The 17,335-nt window shown below is 27.6% G+C and carries 17 protein-coding genes; 14 read left to right on the forward strand and 3 right to left on the reverse strand.

Annotation, left to right across the window (positions count from 1 at the left end):
- Positions 1–76: 76 nt before the first annotated feature.
- The 3 genes from CP965_RS14450 to CP965_RS11025 form a co-directional block, all read right to left on the reverse strand.
- On the reverse strand, positions 77–1,585 hold the full coding sequence (locus CP965_RS14450) for a nidogen-like domain-containing protein (protein ID WP_129062156.1): 1,509 nt from the start codon (positions 1,583–1,585) through the stop codon (positions 77–79).
- Between the two features lie 33 nt (positions 1,586–1,618).
- Positions 1,619–2,395 carry a DUF4214 domain-containing protein gene (locus CP965_RS11020; protein ID WP_129062157.1) on the reverse strand — a complete coding sequence of 259 codons (777 nt, stop codon included), beginning with the start codon at positions 2,393–2,395 and terminating at the stop codon, positions 1,619–1,621.
- 108 nt (positions 2,396–2,503) lie between these two features.
- Positions 2,504–3,298 (reverse strand): DUF4214 domain-containing protein, encoded by a 795-nt coding sequence (locus tag CP965_RS11025; protein WP_129062158.1) that lies wholly within the window; start codon positions 3,296–3,298, stop codon positions 2,504–2,506.
- 199 nt (positions 3,299–3,497) lie between these two features.
- Between CP965_RS11025 and CP965_RS11030 the strand changes: the two genes are divergently transcribed.
- The 14 genes from CP965_RS11030 (at position 3,498) to CP965_RS11095 (ending at position 17,325) form a co-directional block, all read left to right on the forward strand.
- Positions 3,498–3,743, forward strand: coding sequence for a type II toxin-antitoxin system Phd/YefM family antitoxin (locus CP965_RS11030; protein WP_129062159.1), 246 nt, complete (start codon positions 3,498–3,500; stop codon positions 3,741–3,743).
- Positions 3,737–4,006: a Txe/YoeB family addiction module toxin gene (locus CP965_RS11035; protein ID WP_129062160.1), complete on the forward strand. Its 270-nt coding sequence runs from the start codon at positions 3,737–3,739 to the stop codon at positions 4,004–4,006. Before CP965_RS11030 ends, CP965_RS11035 begins: the two co-directional genes overlap by 7 nt.
- Positions 4,007–4,139: 133 nt before the next feature.
- Positions 4,140–5,345 (forward strand): Calx-beta domain-containing protein, encoded by a 1,206-nt coding sequence (locus CP965_RS11040; RefSeq protein WP_129062161.1) that lies wholly within the window; start codon positions 4,140–4,142, stop codon positions 5,343–5,345.
- 118 nt (positions 5,346–5,463) lie between these two features.
- On the forward strand, positions 5,464–6,837 hold the full coding sequence (locus CP965_RS11045; RefSeq protein ID WP_129062162.1) for a SapC family protein: 1,374 nt from the start codon (positions 5,464–5,466) through the stop codon (positions 6,835–6,837).
- A gap of 11 nt (positions 6,838–6,848) precedes the next feature.
- Positions 6,849–8,660: a type I secretion system permease/ATPase gene (locus tag CP965_RS11050; RefSeq protein WP_129062163.1), complete on the forward strand. Its 1,812-nt coding sequence runs from the start codon at positions 6,849–6,851 to the stop codon at positions 8,658–8,660.
- A gap of 2 nt (positions 8,661–8,662) precedes the next feature.
- Positions 8,663–9,955, forward strand: coding sequence for an HlyD family type I secretion periplasmic adaptor subunit (locus CP965_RS11055; protein WP_129062164.1), 1,293 nt, complete (start codon positions 8,663–8,665; stop codon positions 9,953–9,955).
- Positions 9,945–11,246 (forward strand): TolC family protein, encoded by a 1,302-nt coding sequence (locus CP965_RS11060; protein WP_129062165.1) that lies wholly within the window; start codon positions 9,945–9,947, stop codon positions 11,244–11,246. The genes CP965_RS11055 and CP965_RS11060 overlap by 11 nt, the downstream gene beginning before the upstream one ends.
- A 9-nt stretch (positions 11,247–11,255) precedes the next feature.
- Positions 11,256–12,290 (forward strand): GDP-mannose 4,6-dehydratase, encoded by a 1,035-nt coding sequence (gene gmd / locus CP965_RS11065; RefSeq protein WP_129062166.1) that lies wholly within the window; start codon positions 11,256–11,258, stop codon positions 12,288–12,290.
- 1 nt (position 12,291) lies between these two features.
- On the forward strand, positions 12,292–13,170 hold the full coding sequence (locus CP965_RS11070; RefSeq protein ID WP_129062167.1) for an NAD-dependent epimerase/dehydratase family protein: 879 nt from the start codon (positions 12,292–12,294) through the stop codon (positions 13,168–13,170).
- Positions 13,167–14,264, forward strand: coding sequence for a glycosyltransferase (locus tag CP965_RS11075; RefSeq protein ID WP_129062168.1), 1,098 nt, complete (start codon positions 13,167–13,169; stop codon positions 14,262–14,264). Before CP965_RS11070 ends, CP965_RS11075 begins: the two co-directional genes overlap by 4 nt.
- Positions 14,265–14,289: 25 nt before the next feature.
- On the forward strand, positions 14,290–15,630 hold the full coding sequence (locus CP965_RS11080; protein ID WP_129062169.1) for a sugar transferase: 1,341 nt from the start codon (positions 14,290–14,292) through the stop codon (positions 15,628–15,630).
- A 68-nt stretch (positions 15,631–15,698) separates the two neighbouring features.
- Positions 15,699–16,709, forward strand: a complete 1,011-nt coding sequence (gene rfaD / locus CP965_RS11085; protein WP_129062170.1) for an ADP-glyceromanno-heptose 6-epimerase — start codon at positions 15,699–15,701, stop codon at positions 16,707–16,709.
- Positions 16,710–16,769: 60 nt separating this feature from the next.
- Entirely contained in the window at positions 16,770–16,997 is a 228-nt protein-coding gene (locus CP965_RS11090; protein WP_129062171.1) for a ribbon-helix-helix protein, CopG family, read from the forward strand.
- A complete protein-coding gene (locus CP965_RS11095; protein WP_129062172.1) occupies positions 16,984–17,325 on the forward strand; it encodes a type II toxin-antitoxin system PemK/MazF family toxin in 342 nt (113 codons plus the stop codon). The genes CP965_RS11090 and CP965_RS11095 overlap by 14 nt, the downstream gene beginning before the upstream one ends.
- The last annotated feature ends 10 nt before the right edge of the window (positions 17,326–17,335 follow it).

The following is a 17,335-nucleotide window of genomic DNA, read 5'->3' on the forward strand; positions in this document are numbered from 1 at the left end:
TTATATAAAAAATAAACCTTACAATGTTTAATCTATTAAGCATAAAAAAAGGTAGAGCCTAAACCCTACCTTAAAATTAAATTAAAATATAATCATCCAAAGGGACTTCTTGTAGATATTGATTTATTTCATTTTCAGTATTATTTATAAACTCCTCAGAGTTTGCAAAATTAACAATCATACCACCTCTATCATTTGTTGAACCTATTTCATTTAACCAATAGTTATATCCACCTGTATCTGCTTGTCTATTTAATATATTTTGATATAGTAGGTTTATAAACTCTGAATTATTAACATCATTTCCATATAGTTCTTGAAACTCATGAGAATCTGCAAAAGCCTGAGCTGCACCTTGAATAGTATTTCCTCCACCACCAAGAGAAGTATCTATAAGATCATTTACCCAATAAGATAATCCTTCATTATCTGGAAGTCTTTGAAATAATGCATTATAAAATCTTGCAAATTCTTCTTGATTTTCTCTTACTTCAACTGCATAATCTACACTCATATCTCCATCATCAAAACTTATAAGTTCAATACTATCTAAAATATCTTCTATATCTTCACTTGTTACTGTAAATGTTCCATTATCATTACTACTAATATCTAAAGTATTTCTTATACCTAAATAAAGAGCACTATCTATTCCATCTCCACCAAAAAGTTGATTTGAACCATTTCCTCCAATTAAAGAGTCATTTCCTTCATTTCCATATAATATATCATCACCTTCTCCACCACTTATAGTATCATCACCTAAGCCACCAGATAAAATATCATTTCCACTTCTTCCATCCATAATATCATTTGATGGAGTTCCTATAATAGTATCATCATTGTTTTCAAGTCCCATTCCTATTACAGAACCTTCATTTACACTATATTTCCAAACTCCTGATTCACTTGAACTTGTAAGTTGGTTTTCATCTAGGTTTAACATAAAGTTTTGATCACCAGAAAAATAAAACTCATGGTAGTTTAAACCATCTCCTGCTGAGAATCCAGCTCTTGCCACAGTTCCACCTAAGCCATTTGAACCATAACTTGCATCACCTGTTGTCCAGTTTATATCTTCATATCTATAGACAATATCAAAGTTTCCATTTCCTGTTGATATAAGTTGTAGTTGAAAAGCATTTACTTTTTCAGTATTTCTACTAAAATAGCCAACATCATCCCATGTAACAGTAAATGTTTTATTTACTTCATCTATATCATACCAAGTAAGATTTGTACCTTGTGATGTTCCTCCTTCACTTGGAGTCACATAACCATCACTAATATCACTATCATACCAATTTGTACTTCTTGTATCTACATCAGCCCAAAAAGGTGCAATTATAGGATTACTAAAGTTACCACCAATCACTGTTGGTGTATAATTTGATAAACCATATCCAAATGTTACATTGCCATTGTTATTTACATAAAGACCAGTATATGTTTCTCCAAAAAAATTTATTCCATTTTCAAAAATAGAACTTAAATCTATGTATGAACTATAAGAGTCATCATTTCTACTTAGATAATTTTCTCCAAAACCAAATGTACCACCTAAGTTATTAATTAAGTTTGCCATTAGCTACTCCATATATATATTAAAATTAGATATTTAAGCAAGAATATCATTTAAGTATTGTTCAGCAGAAATAGTATTATTTGCTACTAATTCCACAGAAAAAGTACCTGAGGCACCGATAGAGCTATCAGACCAAGTACCATTTAAAGTATGATTTTCAAAAGTACCATTATAAGTTACAGAATCATTGATAATAGACATAATACCTAAATCTTCATTTACTATTCCAGATAAATAATTTCCTACTCCATAGGAAGTATTGTACCAAGTACCAACAGCAATATCATCATCAATATTAAAAGCTACATGACCATTTTGACCTCCAGAATAAGTACCATAGTACAAACCATCAGTTACTAAATCAGGAATTTCATTATCCATTAAATCATCATAGTAGTCTTCAGCTGCTTCAAGTTTAACTTGTAAATAAGCTCCATCAATATAGTTTTGAGGATTTTTAGCAGTATTAAGCATTATTGTAATTAACTCGTTTTCACCTAAAGGCTCAAACCCATCAATAGAACCATCTAATCTATTTGCCCAATAATTAAGACCATTTTCATCAGCTTGTCTACCAAAAATATTTTCATATATATTTGAAACAGTACTTAAAGAGTCTTGATTTTCAGGAAACCTAGCAGCAACTTCAGGAATAGATTTGTCTAAAAACATATCTCTTACTTGATTTACTGTCATTTCATTTGAGTCAAGTTTATTTGCCCAAAAATCCAAACCTTCTTTATCAGGAGACCTTCCCAATGAAGCTATATAATATTCTGCAACAATCTTTTGATTATATGTAAAATTCATTATTTTCCTTTTATTAATTTAGTTTATAATTATAAAAATAATTTTTATAATAACAACTTAAATATAAAAGTTAAATAACTCTAATTATTTATTATATTTATTTACTTATTAAAAGTATCCTATCGTCTCATCAGTAAATGTTCCTACATTAGTTATCAATGAGACTTCCATAGTCATTTGTCCTGATACATCAGGTATATCTTCATAAACACTTGTTGGTAAAAAGTCATTAAAATAAAATGATTCATTTTCATATATTATTTGGTCTGGAAAATTATAACCTGCTATAAATTCTTCTTCTCCATTCCCTCTTATATAAAAACCATTTTCTAGTGAACCTTCCATATCAAATGAAAATGTTTCTCCATAGCCACTAAATGTTCCACTTATATCAAAAGCGAAATCTTGTAAAATAACATCAGTATTACTAGCATTTGTAAATGTCCCATTTGTGACTATGTAGTCTATGTTTTGTTCCTCTAAATAAGAGTTTTCTGCATTATTAAGTTTATTTTGAAGATAAGCTCCATCAATATAATTTTGAGGATCTTTAGCAGTATTAATCATTATTGTAATTAACTCGTTTTCACCTAAAGGTTCAAACCCATCAATAGAACCATCTAATCTATTTGCCCAATAATTAAGTCCTTCAACATCACCTTCTCTACCAAAAACATTTTCATATATATTTGAAACAGTAGTTAAAGAGTCTTGATTTTCAGGAAACCTAGCAGCAACTTCAGGAATAGATTTGTCTAAAAACATATCTCTTACTTGATTTACTGTCATCTCATTTGAGTCAAGTTTTCCCGCCCAAAAGTTTAAACCTTCAACATCAGGAGACCTTCCTAATGAAGCAATATAATACTCTGCAACAATTTTCTGATTTTCTGTAAATGCCATATTTCACCTTAATGATTAGTATAATAATAAAACTATTATAACAAGAAAATAATTTATATTTCTCTTGATTTATCTTATTTTATATATTTTTCTTTAGAAAAAATCAGATTTAATTAAACAATATTGGGGTCAGATCCCATTTTATTGACAAAACGTACGATATTTAGTACAATATAGTAAATAAATAAAAAGGTTAACCATGCCACGAGTTATGTCCGTAAGTCAAGTTAGAGCAGATATTTACAATATAATGGATGAAACAGCACAAACTCATGAACCAGTACTTATTACGGGAAAAAGAAACAATGTAGTTATGCTTTCTCAAGAAGACTGGAATGCAATAGAAGAAACATTATATTTAAATTCTATACCAAATATGGCTTCTTCAATTCAAGAGTCTATGAATGCAGATGATAGTGAGTTTAGTGAAGATATTGAATGGTAGAGTATAAAATACTTTATAGTAAATTAGCATTAAAAGATGCCAAAAAACTATCAAGTGCTAATTTAGATAAAAAAGCTAAAGAGCTTATTGAAATAATAAGAAAAGATCCATTTCAAAACCCACCTCCTTATGAAAAATTAGTAGGAAACTTAAATGGTTCCTATTCCAGAAGAATAAATATTCAACATAGACTGGTTTATGAAGTAAAAGAAGATGAAAAGAAAGTAAGAATTTCTAGAATGTGGTCACATTATGGAGAATAAGATAACAAATCAGTGGAGCCAATATATATATAGGTGTCAGGCACCATTTTATTTCCTATCTTATTTATTGCACTAATACCTTTTAAACAAAACAACGATATAGTTATACACATTAAATAAATGGAGAATTAATATGACTACTTATTTAAATGACTATAGAAGTTATATATACCAAACTAATTATACAGATTCTTATAATGCTGTTGTAAGAGTGTCAAATACAGAAAGTTATGGAACAGGTGCTTTGCTTTATGATGGTCGTTCTATTTTAACAGCTGCTCATATTTTTGAAGGATACAATACTGATAATATTACAGTTTACTTCGATACTGCTTGGGGTACACAAGCTTATAGTGCAACTTTAAATATATATGATTACTATGATTCTTTAAATTCAAACGGTGATATAGCAATTTTAACTGTAGATGAAAATCCCTCTGCTTTTTATGAAAGATATGATATTTACAGAGGAGATGATGAACTAGGTAGTAATTTTACAATGGTAGGATATGGAGCTTATGGTTCAGGTTCAACTGGAAAGTTAGAATATGAAACTGAAATTCTAAAATTAAAAACTACAAATACCTTTGAAGCTGATTTTTATTCTATTGATTTATCTTCTAAAACTAACTTATCTTGGGATCCTTTACAAAGTTCTATATTAGCTGCAGATTTTGATAGTGGATATACTTCAAATGATGCTTTAGGATATCTTTTAAATATTAATGATTTAGGAAATGGAACTACAGAAGGAATGATTGCAAGTGGAGATAGTGGTGGTCCAGCTTTTATAGATGGTTTAATAGCTGGTATAGCTTCTTATACAGTTTCTCTTTCTTCAAACTTTAATGAGCTTGATGTGAATAATATAATTGATTCAAGTTTTGGAGAGATTGGAGCTTGGCAAAGGGTAAGTTACTATTCTGAATGGATAGATAAAACAATTAGAGAAGGTTATGAAAATGCTCCTACTTCAAGAGATGAAGTTCAAACAGAAATCTTAGAAGCAGATGAGGGTGATATTTCTTATGCTTATTTTCTTCTAGAGTTTTTAGAAGATAGAGATAATGTTTCAGAAAATATTACTTTAAACTATACCACAAGAGATGGTTCAGCAACGGCAGGTGAAGATTATATTGCAACATCAGGAGTTATAACTTTATATAAAGACGAGTCACAAGTTATTATACCAGTAGAAGTTTTAGGAGATAATATTTCAGAAGGAAATGAAACTTTCTATTTAGATGTTACAAATCCTTCTTATGGAAGTCTTGGGGATAATACAAGCACACTTACAGCTGTTAGGACTATTATTGATGATGACTACAATATAGCATAAACTATTTAAATCACTCTGACCCCAATTTATTTTATAAAAAATACATTACGAGTGATTTAATCTTTTTTAAAGCTGTTTTCCTATACTATTTTAATAATTTTAATTAAAAGAGTAGTTATTGGCTAAAAAACAAAGAATATTTATAGAAAATATGACATATCATATTTTGTTAAATTGTTTAAGTGATATGAATGTATTTAAAAAAGATATTGACAAAGAGTTCTTTTTGGAGCTTGTTTCTCAGTATAGTAAAACTTACAATGTACAAATCCACTCATATATTTTAGACACAGAATATTTTGAGTTTTTAGCTACTTCAAAGAATATTGAATCTATCCCAAAATTTATGCAAACCTTAGGACGACTTTATGTAAGTTACTTTAATAAAAAGTATGAAAGAAGTGGTACTTTATGGCAAGGTAGATACAAATCTTCATTGGTGGAGTTTAATACTTACCTTTTTGATGTAATGTCTTTTATTGAAAGAAGAGTAAAAACCAATTATTCAAGTTTGAATAAAAATTTATTTGATAAAAAAGACAATATAGTTATTTATCATGATAAATATAAAAAATTAGGCTTTACTCAAGAGCAAAGAATAAAAAAATATAAAGTTTTTTTTGAACAAAACAATAAAGAAAAAGATGACTTTATATTAAATTGCTTAGAAAAACAAAAAATCACAGCAACAAAAAAGTTTATTCAAAAACTTGAAAACAACTTAGGTTTAGCTCTTCAATCAAAAAAAAGAGGAAGACCAAAAAAAACAAAAAAGGATATAAAAATGTACAAAAATTTACAGATTTTAGATAAAGAAAAACATAAAACTTTAAAAGTTTCAGAAATGAAAGATTTATTCTTTGCAAAAGATATGTCTTCTATCCCTGTAATGGTAAATGAATTAGGAGCAGTAGGTAAAAGTTTTCCTGTTGTTTTTATAAATAGTGATGAGGCATCAACTTTAGTTGCAATAACTTCTTTAGGAAATGGAAACTTAGCAATAAATGAAGAGGGTAAATGGATCACAAATTATATTCCTATCTCTTTAAGAAAATATCCATTTTCAATGGCAGCTGTGAGAGATAACCCAGAACAAAAAATAGTTATGATTGATGAAGATGCTTCTTTAGTTTCTAAAACAAAAGGACGACAACTATTTAAAAAAGATGGCTCTCAATCAGAACTTTTAGAAAATGCTATTAAATTTTTATCTGACAATGAGAATACTGTATTAATGACAAAAAAAATAGTAGAAGAAATAGTTAAAAGTGGAATTTTAGAAGATAGAGAAATTTCTGTTGGTGAAGGTGAAGAAAAAAAAGTATTATTAAGTGGTTTTAAAGTAGTGGATAAAGAAAAGCTTAATAAACTAAGTGATGATATTTTAGCTTCTTGGGTAAGAAGAGGTATTATCTCATTTATTGATTTACACTTAAAATCTCTTGATAATATAAATACTTTATTTCAACTTGCAAACCAAAGACAAAAATAGAAAGGAATTGAATGGCTTCGCCAAATAATAATCCAAAAAAAGATGAAAGATTAAAAGAATTAAAAAATGCAATTTTAGACTCAAAAAAATCGTTTTTTATAGCAGGCTTTTTTAGTTTATTTATAAACTTACTAATGCTAGTACCACCATTATATATGCTTCAATTATATGATAGGGTAATCACAAGTAGAAGTGAAGAAACACTATATTTTCTAACAGGAATTGTAATTGTACTATTTATTACAATGGCTTTATTAGAAATTGTACGTTCAAAGCTTCTAATAAGAATCGGAAATAAGATAGATAGTCTTTTAAGTCAAAGGGTATTTGATATTCTTTTTGATTTTGCTAATAAGTTTCCAGGAAAAGCAAATTCAACTCCTTTATCTGACTTAACACAAATTAGACAGTTTATGACAGGAAATGGTCTTTTTGCATTTTTTGATGCTCCTTGGATTCCTATTTATCTTGCTGTATTATTTATGTTTCACCCATATTTTGGGTTTTTTGCTATTTTTGCAGCTATTGTTTTACTTTCTTTTGCAATTATAAATGAATATGTAACTAAAGAAAAGTTAGCAGAATCAAATAATTTGAGTAGGGCTTCAAGTATTTATGTTGATTCAAACTTAAGAAATGCAGAAGTTGTAAATGCCATGGGTATGAAAAGTGCTATTAGAAAAAGTTGGCAAGAAAGATATTTTGGTTTTTTAAATGCACAAAATGACGCTAGTAATAAAGCAGGTGTTTGGTCAAATATTTCAAAAATATCAAGAATGATGTTCCAATCTATGATGTTAGGACTTGGTGGATATTTAGCTATTAATATGGAAGTTAGCCCTGGTATGATGATTGCAGGTTCTATTATTATGGGTAGAGCCTTAGCTCCAATTGATTTGATAACTAATTCTTGGAAAGGTTTTAGTTCTGCAAGGGATTCTTATGAAAGACTTGATGAATTATTAGAAGATTTTCCAAAAGAAAAAGAGTATATGGAACTACCAGCACCTAAAGGAGAATTACTTTTAGAACATTTGGTTTTAATTCCCCCTGGAGCAAAAGCTCCATCTTTAACTGGAGTTTCAATGAAAATCGAAAAAGGTGATGTTGTAGGAATAATTGGACAAAGTGCAGCTGGAAAATCTTCTTTGGCAAGGGCTATTTTAGGAATTTGGCCTCTTTTACAAGGAAAAGTAAGACTTGATGGTGCAGATATTCATCAATGGGACAAAGAACACTTAGGAAGATTTATAGGATATTTACCTCAAGATGTGGAACTATTTGAAGGAACTATTGCTGAGAATATTGCAAGATTTAATGAAGTTGATTCCCACAAAGTTGTAGCAGCAGCTCAAAAAGCTGGAGTACATGAGTTAATTTTAAGGCTTCCAGAAGGTTATGATACAAGATTAGGAGCTGGTGGAGCTTCTTTATCAGGTGGTCAAAAACAAAGAATAGGTTTTGCAAGGGCAATTTATGACAATCCAGTATTAGTAGTTCTTGATGAACCTAATTCAAATTTAGATGACCAAGGTGAACTTTCTTTAGTTAAAGCAATTCAATTATTAAAACAAAATGGTACAACAGTAGTATTAATTACTCATAGACCATCAATTTTACAAGTTACAAATAAAATAGCTTTTATGAAACAAGGTGCGTTAGAGCTTTATGGACCATCAAAAGAAGTTTTAGCAAAAATCTCAGGGAATAATACTCCAGCACAACAAGAAGCTCAGGCTCAGGCTCAACAACGAGCAGCCCAAGCACAAAAAGCAAGTGCTGCACAACAACCCAAAATTTCACTTAGTAAGCCAGGGAGTTAAGTATGAATGATAGTCTTAGTATGCCTTCACATGATACTTCAAAAGTTATATCTTTTGGATTAGGTGTGATTATTGTAGTTTTTGTTATTTTTGGAGGTTGGATGGTTTTAGCTCCATTAGCAGCTTCTTCTGTAGCAGTTGGGAAAGTTTCAGCAGATATTGACAAAAAAACAGTTCAGCATTTAGAAGGTGGAATTGTAAAAAATATTTATGTAAAAGATGGGGATAGCGTAAAAAAAGGTGATTTATTAATTAAGCTTGATGATATTCAATATAATGCAGAGTTGCAAATTTTGACTTCTCAATATCAAGATGCTTTAGGAGTTCATGCAAGAACAAAAGCTTTAGATGAAGAAAAAGACAAGGTTGTTTTTCCAAAAGAGTTAGTTAATCAAAATGTAATTGCTAATCAAAGAAATATTTTTCAAACTTATAGAAAAAGAAATTTAGATGAAAAAGCTATTTCAAAAAATAAAATTATTCAGTTAAATAATCAAATTAAGGGTTTATCATCTCTTTTAAAAAGTAAAAAACAAAGATTAGCTTCAATAAGTGAAGAAATAGTTGAATGGGAAGAATTATTAAAAGAAAAACTTGTTGATAAACTAAAGGTGCGAGAACTAAAAAGAGAAAAAAATTCTATTGAAGGTGATATTTCTAATACAATATCTGAAATTGCAAGACTTAAAGAACAAATACAAGAAGTAAAAATAGAACAACTTTTAAGAGAAAAAAATTTTAAAAATGAAAATCTAGAAACTCTTGTAAAAGCAAAATCAAATATTGAAGATTTGAAACAAAAAATAACTACTACTAAAGATAGATTAAGAAGGACAGACGTATATTCTCCTATTGATGGAACAGTTGTAGGACTTAACTTACATACACAAGGTGCAGTAATTAAACCAGGTTCAGATATTCTTGAAGTTGTTCCTGAAAATACAAAATTGATTGTAGTAGCAAAAGTTCAAACAACAGATATTGATAAAGTAAAAGTTGGTTTACATGCAGATATTAGATTTTCCGCATTTAATCTTCAAATAGCACATGTAGTAGAAGGAAAAGTAATTCATGTATCAGCAGATAGCTTTGTAGATGAACAATCAGGGAATCCTTATTATGAAGCAAAAATTGAAGTAACTGAAAAAGGAAAAGAACAATTACAAGAGTATGGATTTGTACTTGTTTCTGGTATGCCTGCTGAAGTTATGATTAATATTGGAAATAGAACAGCCTTTAGTTATTTTGTTAAACCATTTAGTGATATGTTATCAAGGGGATTTAATGAAGAATAGTGTTTTTGTTTTACTTTTAAGTATCTTTTGCTCAAGTTTATATGCTCAAAATTTAACATTTTCAAAAGCATATGACTTAGCATTAGCTAAATCAAACAAAATACTATCGTCTAAATATACTTTTCAATCGAACAAAGAGGGTGTAACACAAGCAAAAGCTGGTTTATACCCACAGCTTTCTTCAAAAATTTCATATGGAAATAGATATAGTCATATGAATGAATTATTAAATAGAAGGGATGATGGTGAAAGAGAAAGAAGTTTAGATTATAGTATTTCTTTAAATCAAAGTATTTATGATCCAGAATTGTATTCTAAAATTGAAATGGAAAAGCAAAGAGTAAAACTTTCTGATATAGAGTTTCAAAAAAATAAACAAGAGTTGTTTTTAGAAGTATTTGAAAGTTATATAAGAATATTTAAAATTCAAAACAGAACATCTTTGCTTGAGTCTAAAACAATGTATTTTAAATATTTAAATGATGCTGCAAAAAAGAAACATAATTTAAGTTTGATGACTAAGATGGATATGTTAAAAGCTGAAGTTGATTATAATACGGCAAAAATAGAATTAAGAAAAGAAAAACAACTTTTAAAAATTGCTAAAAATAGTTTAGAACAATTAATAGAGTTATCTAATTTTACATTACCTATGATTAACTATGATATTAGTTTAGAGAAACTAGAAAAGTTAAAAGAGATTATCAGAGGCGAAGATATTTATTTATCAAGTTTAGATGTACAAGAAGCTAAAGCTTCAAAAGAGTTTTCTAAAAGTGTTTTAAATAATGCCTTTGATGCTCACTTGCCTAAACTTTCATTTGATGCAAGTTATACAAAATATTATTCTCCTGATAAAGCAGCTGATTATGAAGATACAGCTAGATATATGGTAGTTTTAAATATCCCAATTTATCAAGGTGGAGCAGTACGTTCAAGAGTTAAAGCTTCAGAACTACAATATAATGCAACACTAGAAGAGCTTAAATTAGCTCAAAAAAGAACAAAAATTGAGTTTGAAGAGTATAAAAGTGAATTTGAAGCAGCAGTTGAGTCATTGATTTTATATAAGACTTCTTTAAAATCAGCAAATCTTTATTTAGATTCTATAAAACAAGCATATGATAAAGGTTTAAAAAGTATTATTGATTTATATGAGGCGCAAAGTAAATTAGATGAAATAAAGTTTTCATATGTTGATTCTTTATCAAGTTTAATTGATTCTTATGCAGGTTTATTAAAAGTAACTAATAATTTTCAAAGAATAGAATTAATAGATAATATAATATAAAGGTAAGTAGTGAAAAAAGCAATTATTACGGGAATTTCAGGACAAGATGGTGCATATTTAGCACAATTTTTGTTAGAAAAAGGTTATGAAGTATATGGCACATATAGAAGAACTGCTTCAGTTAATTTTTGGAGAATTGAAGAGTTAAATATAAAAAATCATAAAAATTTGCATTTGGTAGAATATGATTTGACTGATTTATCAAATTCTATTAGTATGATTCAAAAAATACAACCTGATGAAGTTTATAACCTTGCTGCACAAAGTTTTGTTGGGGTATCTTTTGAACAACCAATTACTACTACACATATTACAGGATTAGGTTGTGTTCATTTATTAGAAGCTATTAAAATAGTAAATCCTAAAATAAAATTTTATCAAGCAAGTACTTCAGAAATGTTTGGAAAAGTTCAAGAAGTACCTCAAACAGAAAAAACTCCTTTTTATCCAAGAAGTCCTTACGGTGTGGCAAAACTTTATGCTCATTGGATGGTTATAAATTATCGTGAGTCATATAATATTTTTGCATGTAGTGGAATTTTATTTAATCATGAATCTCCTTTAAGAGGTCAAGAGTTTGTTACTAGAAAGATTACAGATTCAGTTGCAAAAATAAAATTAGGTAAACTTGATTGTCTAGAGTTAGGTAATATGGATGCAAAAAGAGATTGGGGTTTTGCTAAAGATTATGTAGAAGGAATGTATCTTATGCTTCAAGCCAAGAATCCAGATACTTATGTTTTAGCAACGAATAGAACGGAGACAGTAAGAGACTTTGTAAGCTTAGCTTTTAAGGCAGTTGATATAGAAGTGGAGTTTATTGGTAGTGATGAAAATGAGATTGCAGTAGATAGAAAAACAGGAAAAACTTTAGTAAAAGTAAATCCTAAATTTTATCGACCAGCAGAAGTAGACTTATTAATAGGAAATGCCCAAAAAGCAAAAGAAGTTTTAGGTTGGGAAGCTAAATGCACTTTGGAAGAACTTTGTTCAATGATGATAAAAGAAGATTTAAGAAGAAATAAATTAGGGTTTTCTTTCTAAAATGAAAAAAGTTTTAATAATAGGTATAGATAGTTTTACTGGGGTACATCTAGCTTCATATCTAAAAAAAGATAACTATGATGTCTATGGAACAACTTTATCAAAAAGTACAAACAAAAAATACAAATGTGATATTACCCAAAAAGAAAATATTTCAGAAGTGTTAAATATAGTAAAGCCTGATTATTTAATTCATCTCTCAGGAGTATCTTTTGCAGCCCATGGAAACAATGAAGATTTTTATAAAATAAATACTATAGGAACTATAAATATCCTTGAAACTTTATTATCTTTAAAACAAAAACCCAAAAAAATTATCCTTGCAAGTAGTGCAACAGTTTATGGTAATCAAGGCTTGGAAGTATTAGATGAATCTTTATGTCCTAAACCAGCAAACCATTATGGAGCTAGTAAATACTCAATGGAATGTTTAGCAAGTGGATATTTTGATAAACTATCGATAATAATAACAAGACCTTTTAATTATACTGGGCAAGGACAAGCAGAACATTTTTTAGTTCCAAAAATAGTTAAGCACTTTAAAGAAAAAAAAGATTTTATTGAACTTGGAAATTTAGATGTTATTAGAGAATTTAATGATATAGATTTTGTGTGTGAATCTTATAAAAAACTTTTAGAATGTAAAGCTTCAGAAGAAATTGTAAATATCTGTTCTGGTCGTGGAATTAAATTATTAGATATAATTGCTCTTTTAAAAAAAATTACAAATCATAATATTGAAATTAGAGTTAATCAAGAATTTGTAAGAAAAGATGAAATTAAAAGTTTAACAGGTTCTCCTTTTAAACTTTTTAATCTTATAGGAGAGGTTAAACAATTTAACTTTGAAGAAACATTACTTAAAATGTTGGATAAATGAAGAAAATAGCTGTAGTGCATGACTGGCTTGTGACAAATGCTGGTGCAGAAAAAGTTTTAAAAAGTATACTTGAACTATATCCTACAGCTGATTTGTTTTCTTTAGTTAATTTCTTATCCCATAAACAAAGAGAAGAGATAATAAGAAATAAAAAAGTCAACACTTCATTTATTCAAAACTTGCCTTTTTCAAAAAATAAATTTAGAAATTATTTACCTTTTTTTACAAAAGCAATTGAAAGTTTTGATTTAAAAACATATGATTTAATCATAAGTTCTTCTTGGGCTGTTGCAAAAGGGGTGAAAACTCACAAAAATCAAATTCATATCTGTTATTGTCATACTCCTATTAGGTATGCTTGGGATTTATATGATGAATATACTTCAAATTTAATACAACCTAAAAAATTTTTAGTTGAACAAACTTTACAATATATAAAAAAATGGGATATAAAAACATTAGATAGAGTAGATTACTTTATAGCAAATTCTAAATTTGTAGAAAAAAGAATAAATGAAACATATAAAAGAAATGCAAAAGTTATTTATCCTCCTGTAGATACAAGTAAGTATACTTTATGTTTAGATAAAAGTGATTATTATCTTACTGCTTCAAGGTTAGTTCCTTATAAAAAAACAAAACTTATTGTTGAAACTTTTAATGAAATGCCTGAAAAAAAACTTATAGTTATAGGCGAGGGCGAAGATTATAATTCTATAAAAAAAATTGCAAAAGATAATATTCAAGTTCTAGGTTATCAAAAACAAGAACAATTAATAGAATATATGCAAAAAGCAAAAGCTTTTATTTATGCTGCTATTGAAGATTTTGGTATTGTTCCTATTGAAGCAATGTCTTGTGGAACACCTGTTATTGCTTTAAATTATGGAGGAACAGCAGAAACAGTAAAAGATGGTTTTTCAGGAATTCATTTTCAAGAGCAAACAATAGAAGATATTTTAAATGCAGTGAAAAAATTTGAGTCAATAAATTTTGATTATAAAAAAATTTCACAAAGTGTTCAAAACTATTGTGAGGATAGATTTAAAAAAGAAATAAAAGATTTTATAGAAAGTAAAATTAATCAAGCTTGATAATAATATCATGTATAATTCTATTATGAAAACAAATAAATTAAACTTCAATTTTATCTTATATATTATTTTAATAGTTTTAGTAGATATTTTTGCACTAATTTTATCTTTACAATTAGCTGTAGAATTTAGAACTAATTTTTTTCCAAGAACTTTCCCTACTTTTTCTTTTGATGAAATTGATAAATATTATTGGGTTTTACTTTTAATCCTTACTATTTTTGCATATGAAAAAATATATTTTATAAGATATGATTTTTGGAGTGATACAAAAAGAGTTTTAAAGGGACTTTTTTTATCTTTTGCAACTATTTTAATAGTAATAACACTTACAAGAATATCAAATGATTATTCAAGGGCAGTATTTATACTTTTTTTCTTATTTGCTGCTTTTTTAGTGCCTTTTTTTAAAAGAATATTTAAAAAAGTATTATTTAAATTTGATATTTTTAAAATAAAAGTAAAAATATTAGCAAATGAACCAGAGTATTCAATGATAAAAAAAGAAATAGAGTTAAACTGGTATTTTGGATTTATTCCAAATGATTCCAAATATGATATGGTTTTAATCTCTTCAAAAAAGTTTACTGTAAATGAACTGCAAAAAGCAATAAAGAAGTTCAGTAAAAAAACAAAAGATATTTATATTATTCCTTATGTTGACAATATTGACTTTACTTATGTTTCTATTGTAAACTATTCTAATATTAGATTATCAGCAATTCATATTGAAAATAAATTATTAAACTATAAAAATATAATAATAAAAGCAATCTTTGAAAAAATGTTAGTTGTTTTATTAGCTCCTTTTATTTTATTTTTACACCTTTTTATTGTTGTTTTAATCAAACTTGATTCTAAAGGAAGTGCAAGATTTAAGCAAAAAAGGTTTACAAAAAACTCTAAAGATTTTTCTTGTTATAAATATAGAACAATGTATGAAAATAGTGATGCTCTTCTAAAAAAATATTTAGAAGAAAATCCTGATGAAGTAGAATATTATGAAAAATATCATAAATATAAAAATGACCCAAGAATAACAAAAGTTGGTAAGTTTTTAAGAAGTACTTCTTTAGATGAACTTCCCCAGTTTTTTAATATATTAAGAGGAGATATGAATTTAATAGGACCTAGACCTTATATGTTAAATGAACTAGATAAAATTGGACTTGATAATCAAAATATAATTTTCCAAGTAAAACCAGGTATTACAGGACTTTGGCAAGTAAGTGGAAGAAATGATTTAACCTTTGAACAAAGATTAGAATTAGACAATTGGTATATTCAAAATTGGTCATTATGGTTGGATTTTACAATTTTTATGAAAACAATAAAAGTAGTTTTTATGAAAATAGGAGCAAAGTAGATAGTAGTAAGTTGAATTAATAAAAATTTTGTTAAAATATTACCTTTTAAATAAAGAGAGAAAATATTATGAAATATACAAATATAGATTTTAACAATAAAAATATACTAATAACAGGTGCTGCAGGATTCATAGGTTCTAACCTTTGTTTCTATTTTCAAGAAAATTACCCCCAAGCAAATATTATAGCCCTTGATTGTTTTAGAAGTGGCGAGACTTTTTCAAATGGAAACCTTAAAAGCTTTGGACACTTTAAAAATCTTTTAGGTTTTCAAGGAACAGTTATAAGTGGAAATATAAATGACAAAGAACTTTTAAAAGATTTAGAAAACTCTTATTCTTTTGATTATATTTTTCATCAAGCAGCGATTTCAGATACTACAGTTCAAGAACAAGACTTAATGATTCAAACAAATGTTAATGCCTATGAAGATTTACTTAAAATTGCAATTAAACATAAAGCAAATATGATTTATGCAAGTTCAGGTGCAACTTATGGAGATAGTGACAGATTTGAAGTAGGTTTTGAATCGCCAAACAATGTATACGGTTTTTCAAAAGTTATGATGGATAATATCTCATATAAATATCTTAAACAAGGTGTTGATATTTCAATCGTAGGATTAAAATACTTTAATGTATATGGTCCAAGAGAATTTTTCAAAAATAAAACAGCTTCTATGGTAGTACAATTTGGACATCAAATTTTAGCTGGAAAAACACCAAAACTTTTTGAAGGAAGTGATAAAATCTTAAGGGACTTTGTTTATATAGAAGATGTAATTCAAGCAAATATAAAAGCAGCTAGCCCAAAAAAATCTGGTGTTTATAATGTAGGTACTGGACTTGCTAGAAGTTTTGAAGATATTGTAAATATTTTACAAAAAGAATTAGAAATAGACAATGGAAAAGAATATATACCAAATCCATTTGTAGGTTCTTATCAGTTTTTTACCCAAGCAAATATTGATACTACAATAGCAAACTTAGACTATGAACCAAGATTTACTATGGAAGACGGGATAAAAGCCTATATCCCAGAAATCAAAAGACTGTTTGAATCAGAGTTTAAAAAGTAGATTTTATTTATCTTTTTTTTGTGATATAATACTGTATTACATAAATACAAAGGAGTATTCATGACAGCTACAGTTAGACTTGATGATAGTTTAGAGAAAAAGTTAAATAACTTATCTAAAACATTGAATAAAAAAAAGAGTGATGTGATTAGAGAAGCTATAGAATTTTATTCAAATAGTATTCAAGATAATAAAAAATCAAGAATCAAAAATGCAGTTGAGAAAACAAAAGAAATAGATAAAAAAGAGTATTTAAATCTTGAGGGAACTATTAGTGATACTATCTAAAGGTGATATCTGGTTAGTTAATTTTAATCCCATTAAAAAATCAAATGAAATAGGAAAAATTAGACCTGCTGTTGTATTTCAAAATAATGAATTAAATGAAAGGGCTTATCCTACAACTATTGTCTTTCCTCTTTCAACATATTTGATTGACGATTCAGAACCTATCAGATTTAGAATAACTAAAAGAGAAAAACTTAAAGAAGATTCTGATTTGATTATCACTCAGATTAGAGCTATTGATAACAGTAGATTTATAGAAAAGCTAGCTAGTTTAAGTATTCGTGAAATTGAAGAAATAAAAGAACTTTTTGATGAAATTACAGAATAATTATAAAAGC

This window comes from Halarcobacter mediterraneus, assembly GCF_004116625.1.
Taxonomy (GTDB): Bacteria; Campylobacterota; Campylobacteria; order Campylobacterales; family Arcobacteraceae; genus Halarcobacter; species Halarcobacter mediterraneus.

Coding starts and splice junctions, on each gene's coding strand:
- CP965_RS11025 (WP_129062158.1), bottom strand. CDS start 3,298: ATGGCATTTACAGAAAATCAGAAAATTGTTGCAGAGTATTATATTGCT.
- CP965_RS11030 (WP_129062159.1), top strand. CDS start 3,498: ATGCCACGAGTTATGTCCGTAAGTCAAGTTAGAGCAGATATTTACAAT.
- CP965_RS11020 (WP_129062157.1), bottom strand. CDS start 2,395: ATGAATTTTACATATAATCAAAAGATTGTTGCAGAATATTATATAGCT.
- CP965_RS11040 (WP_129062161.1), top strand. CDS start 4,140: ATGACTACTTATTTAAATGACTATAGAAGTTATATATACCAAACTAAT.
- CP965_RS14450 (WP_129062156.1), bottom strand. CDS start 1,585: ATGGCAAACTTAATTAATAACTTAGGTGGTACATTTGGTTTTGGAGAA.
- CP965_RS11075 (WP_129062168.1), top strand. CDS start 13,167: ATGAAGAAAATAGCTGTAGTGCATGACTGGCTTGTGACAAATGCTGGT.
- CP965_RS11090 (WP_129062171.1), top strand. CDS start 16,770: ATGACAGCTACAGTTAGACTTGATGATAGTTTAGAGAAAAAGTTAAAT.
- rfaD (WP_129062170.1), top strand. CDS start 15,699: ATGAAATATACAAATATAGATTTTAACAATAAAAATATACTAATAACA.
- CP965_RS11080 (WP_129062169.1), top strand. CDS start 14,290: ATGAAAACAAATAAATTAAACTTCAATTTTATCTTATATATTATTTTA.
- CP965_RS11060 (WP_129062165.1), top strand. CDS start 9,945: ATGAAGAATAGTGTTTTTGTTTTACTTTTAAGTATCTTTTGCTCAAGT.
- CP965_RS11050 (WP_129062163.1), top strand. CDS start 6,849: ATGGCTTCGCCAAATAATAATCCAAAAAAAGATGAAAGATTAAAAGAA.
- CP965_RS11055 (WP_129062164.1), top strand. CDS start 8,663: ATGAATGATAGTCTTAGTATGCCTTCACATGATACTTCAAAAGTTATA.
- CP965_RS11035 (WP_129062160.1), top strand. CDS start 3,737: ATGGTAGAGTATAAAATACTTTATAGTAAATTAGCATTAAAAGATGCC.
- CP965_RS11070 (WP_129062167.1), top strand. CDS start 12,292: ATGAAAAAAGTTTTAATAATAGGTATAGATAGTTTTACTGGGGTACAT.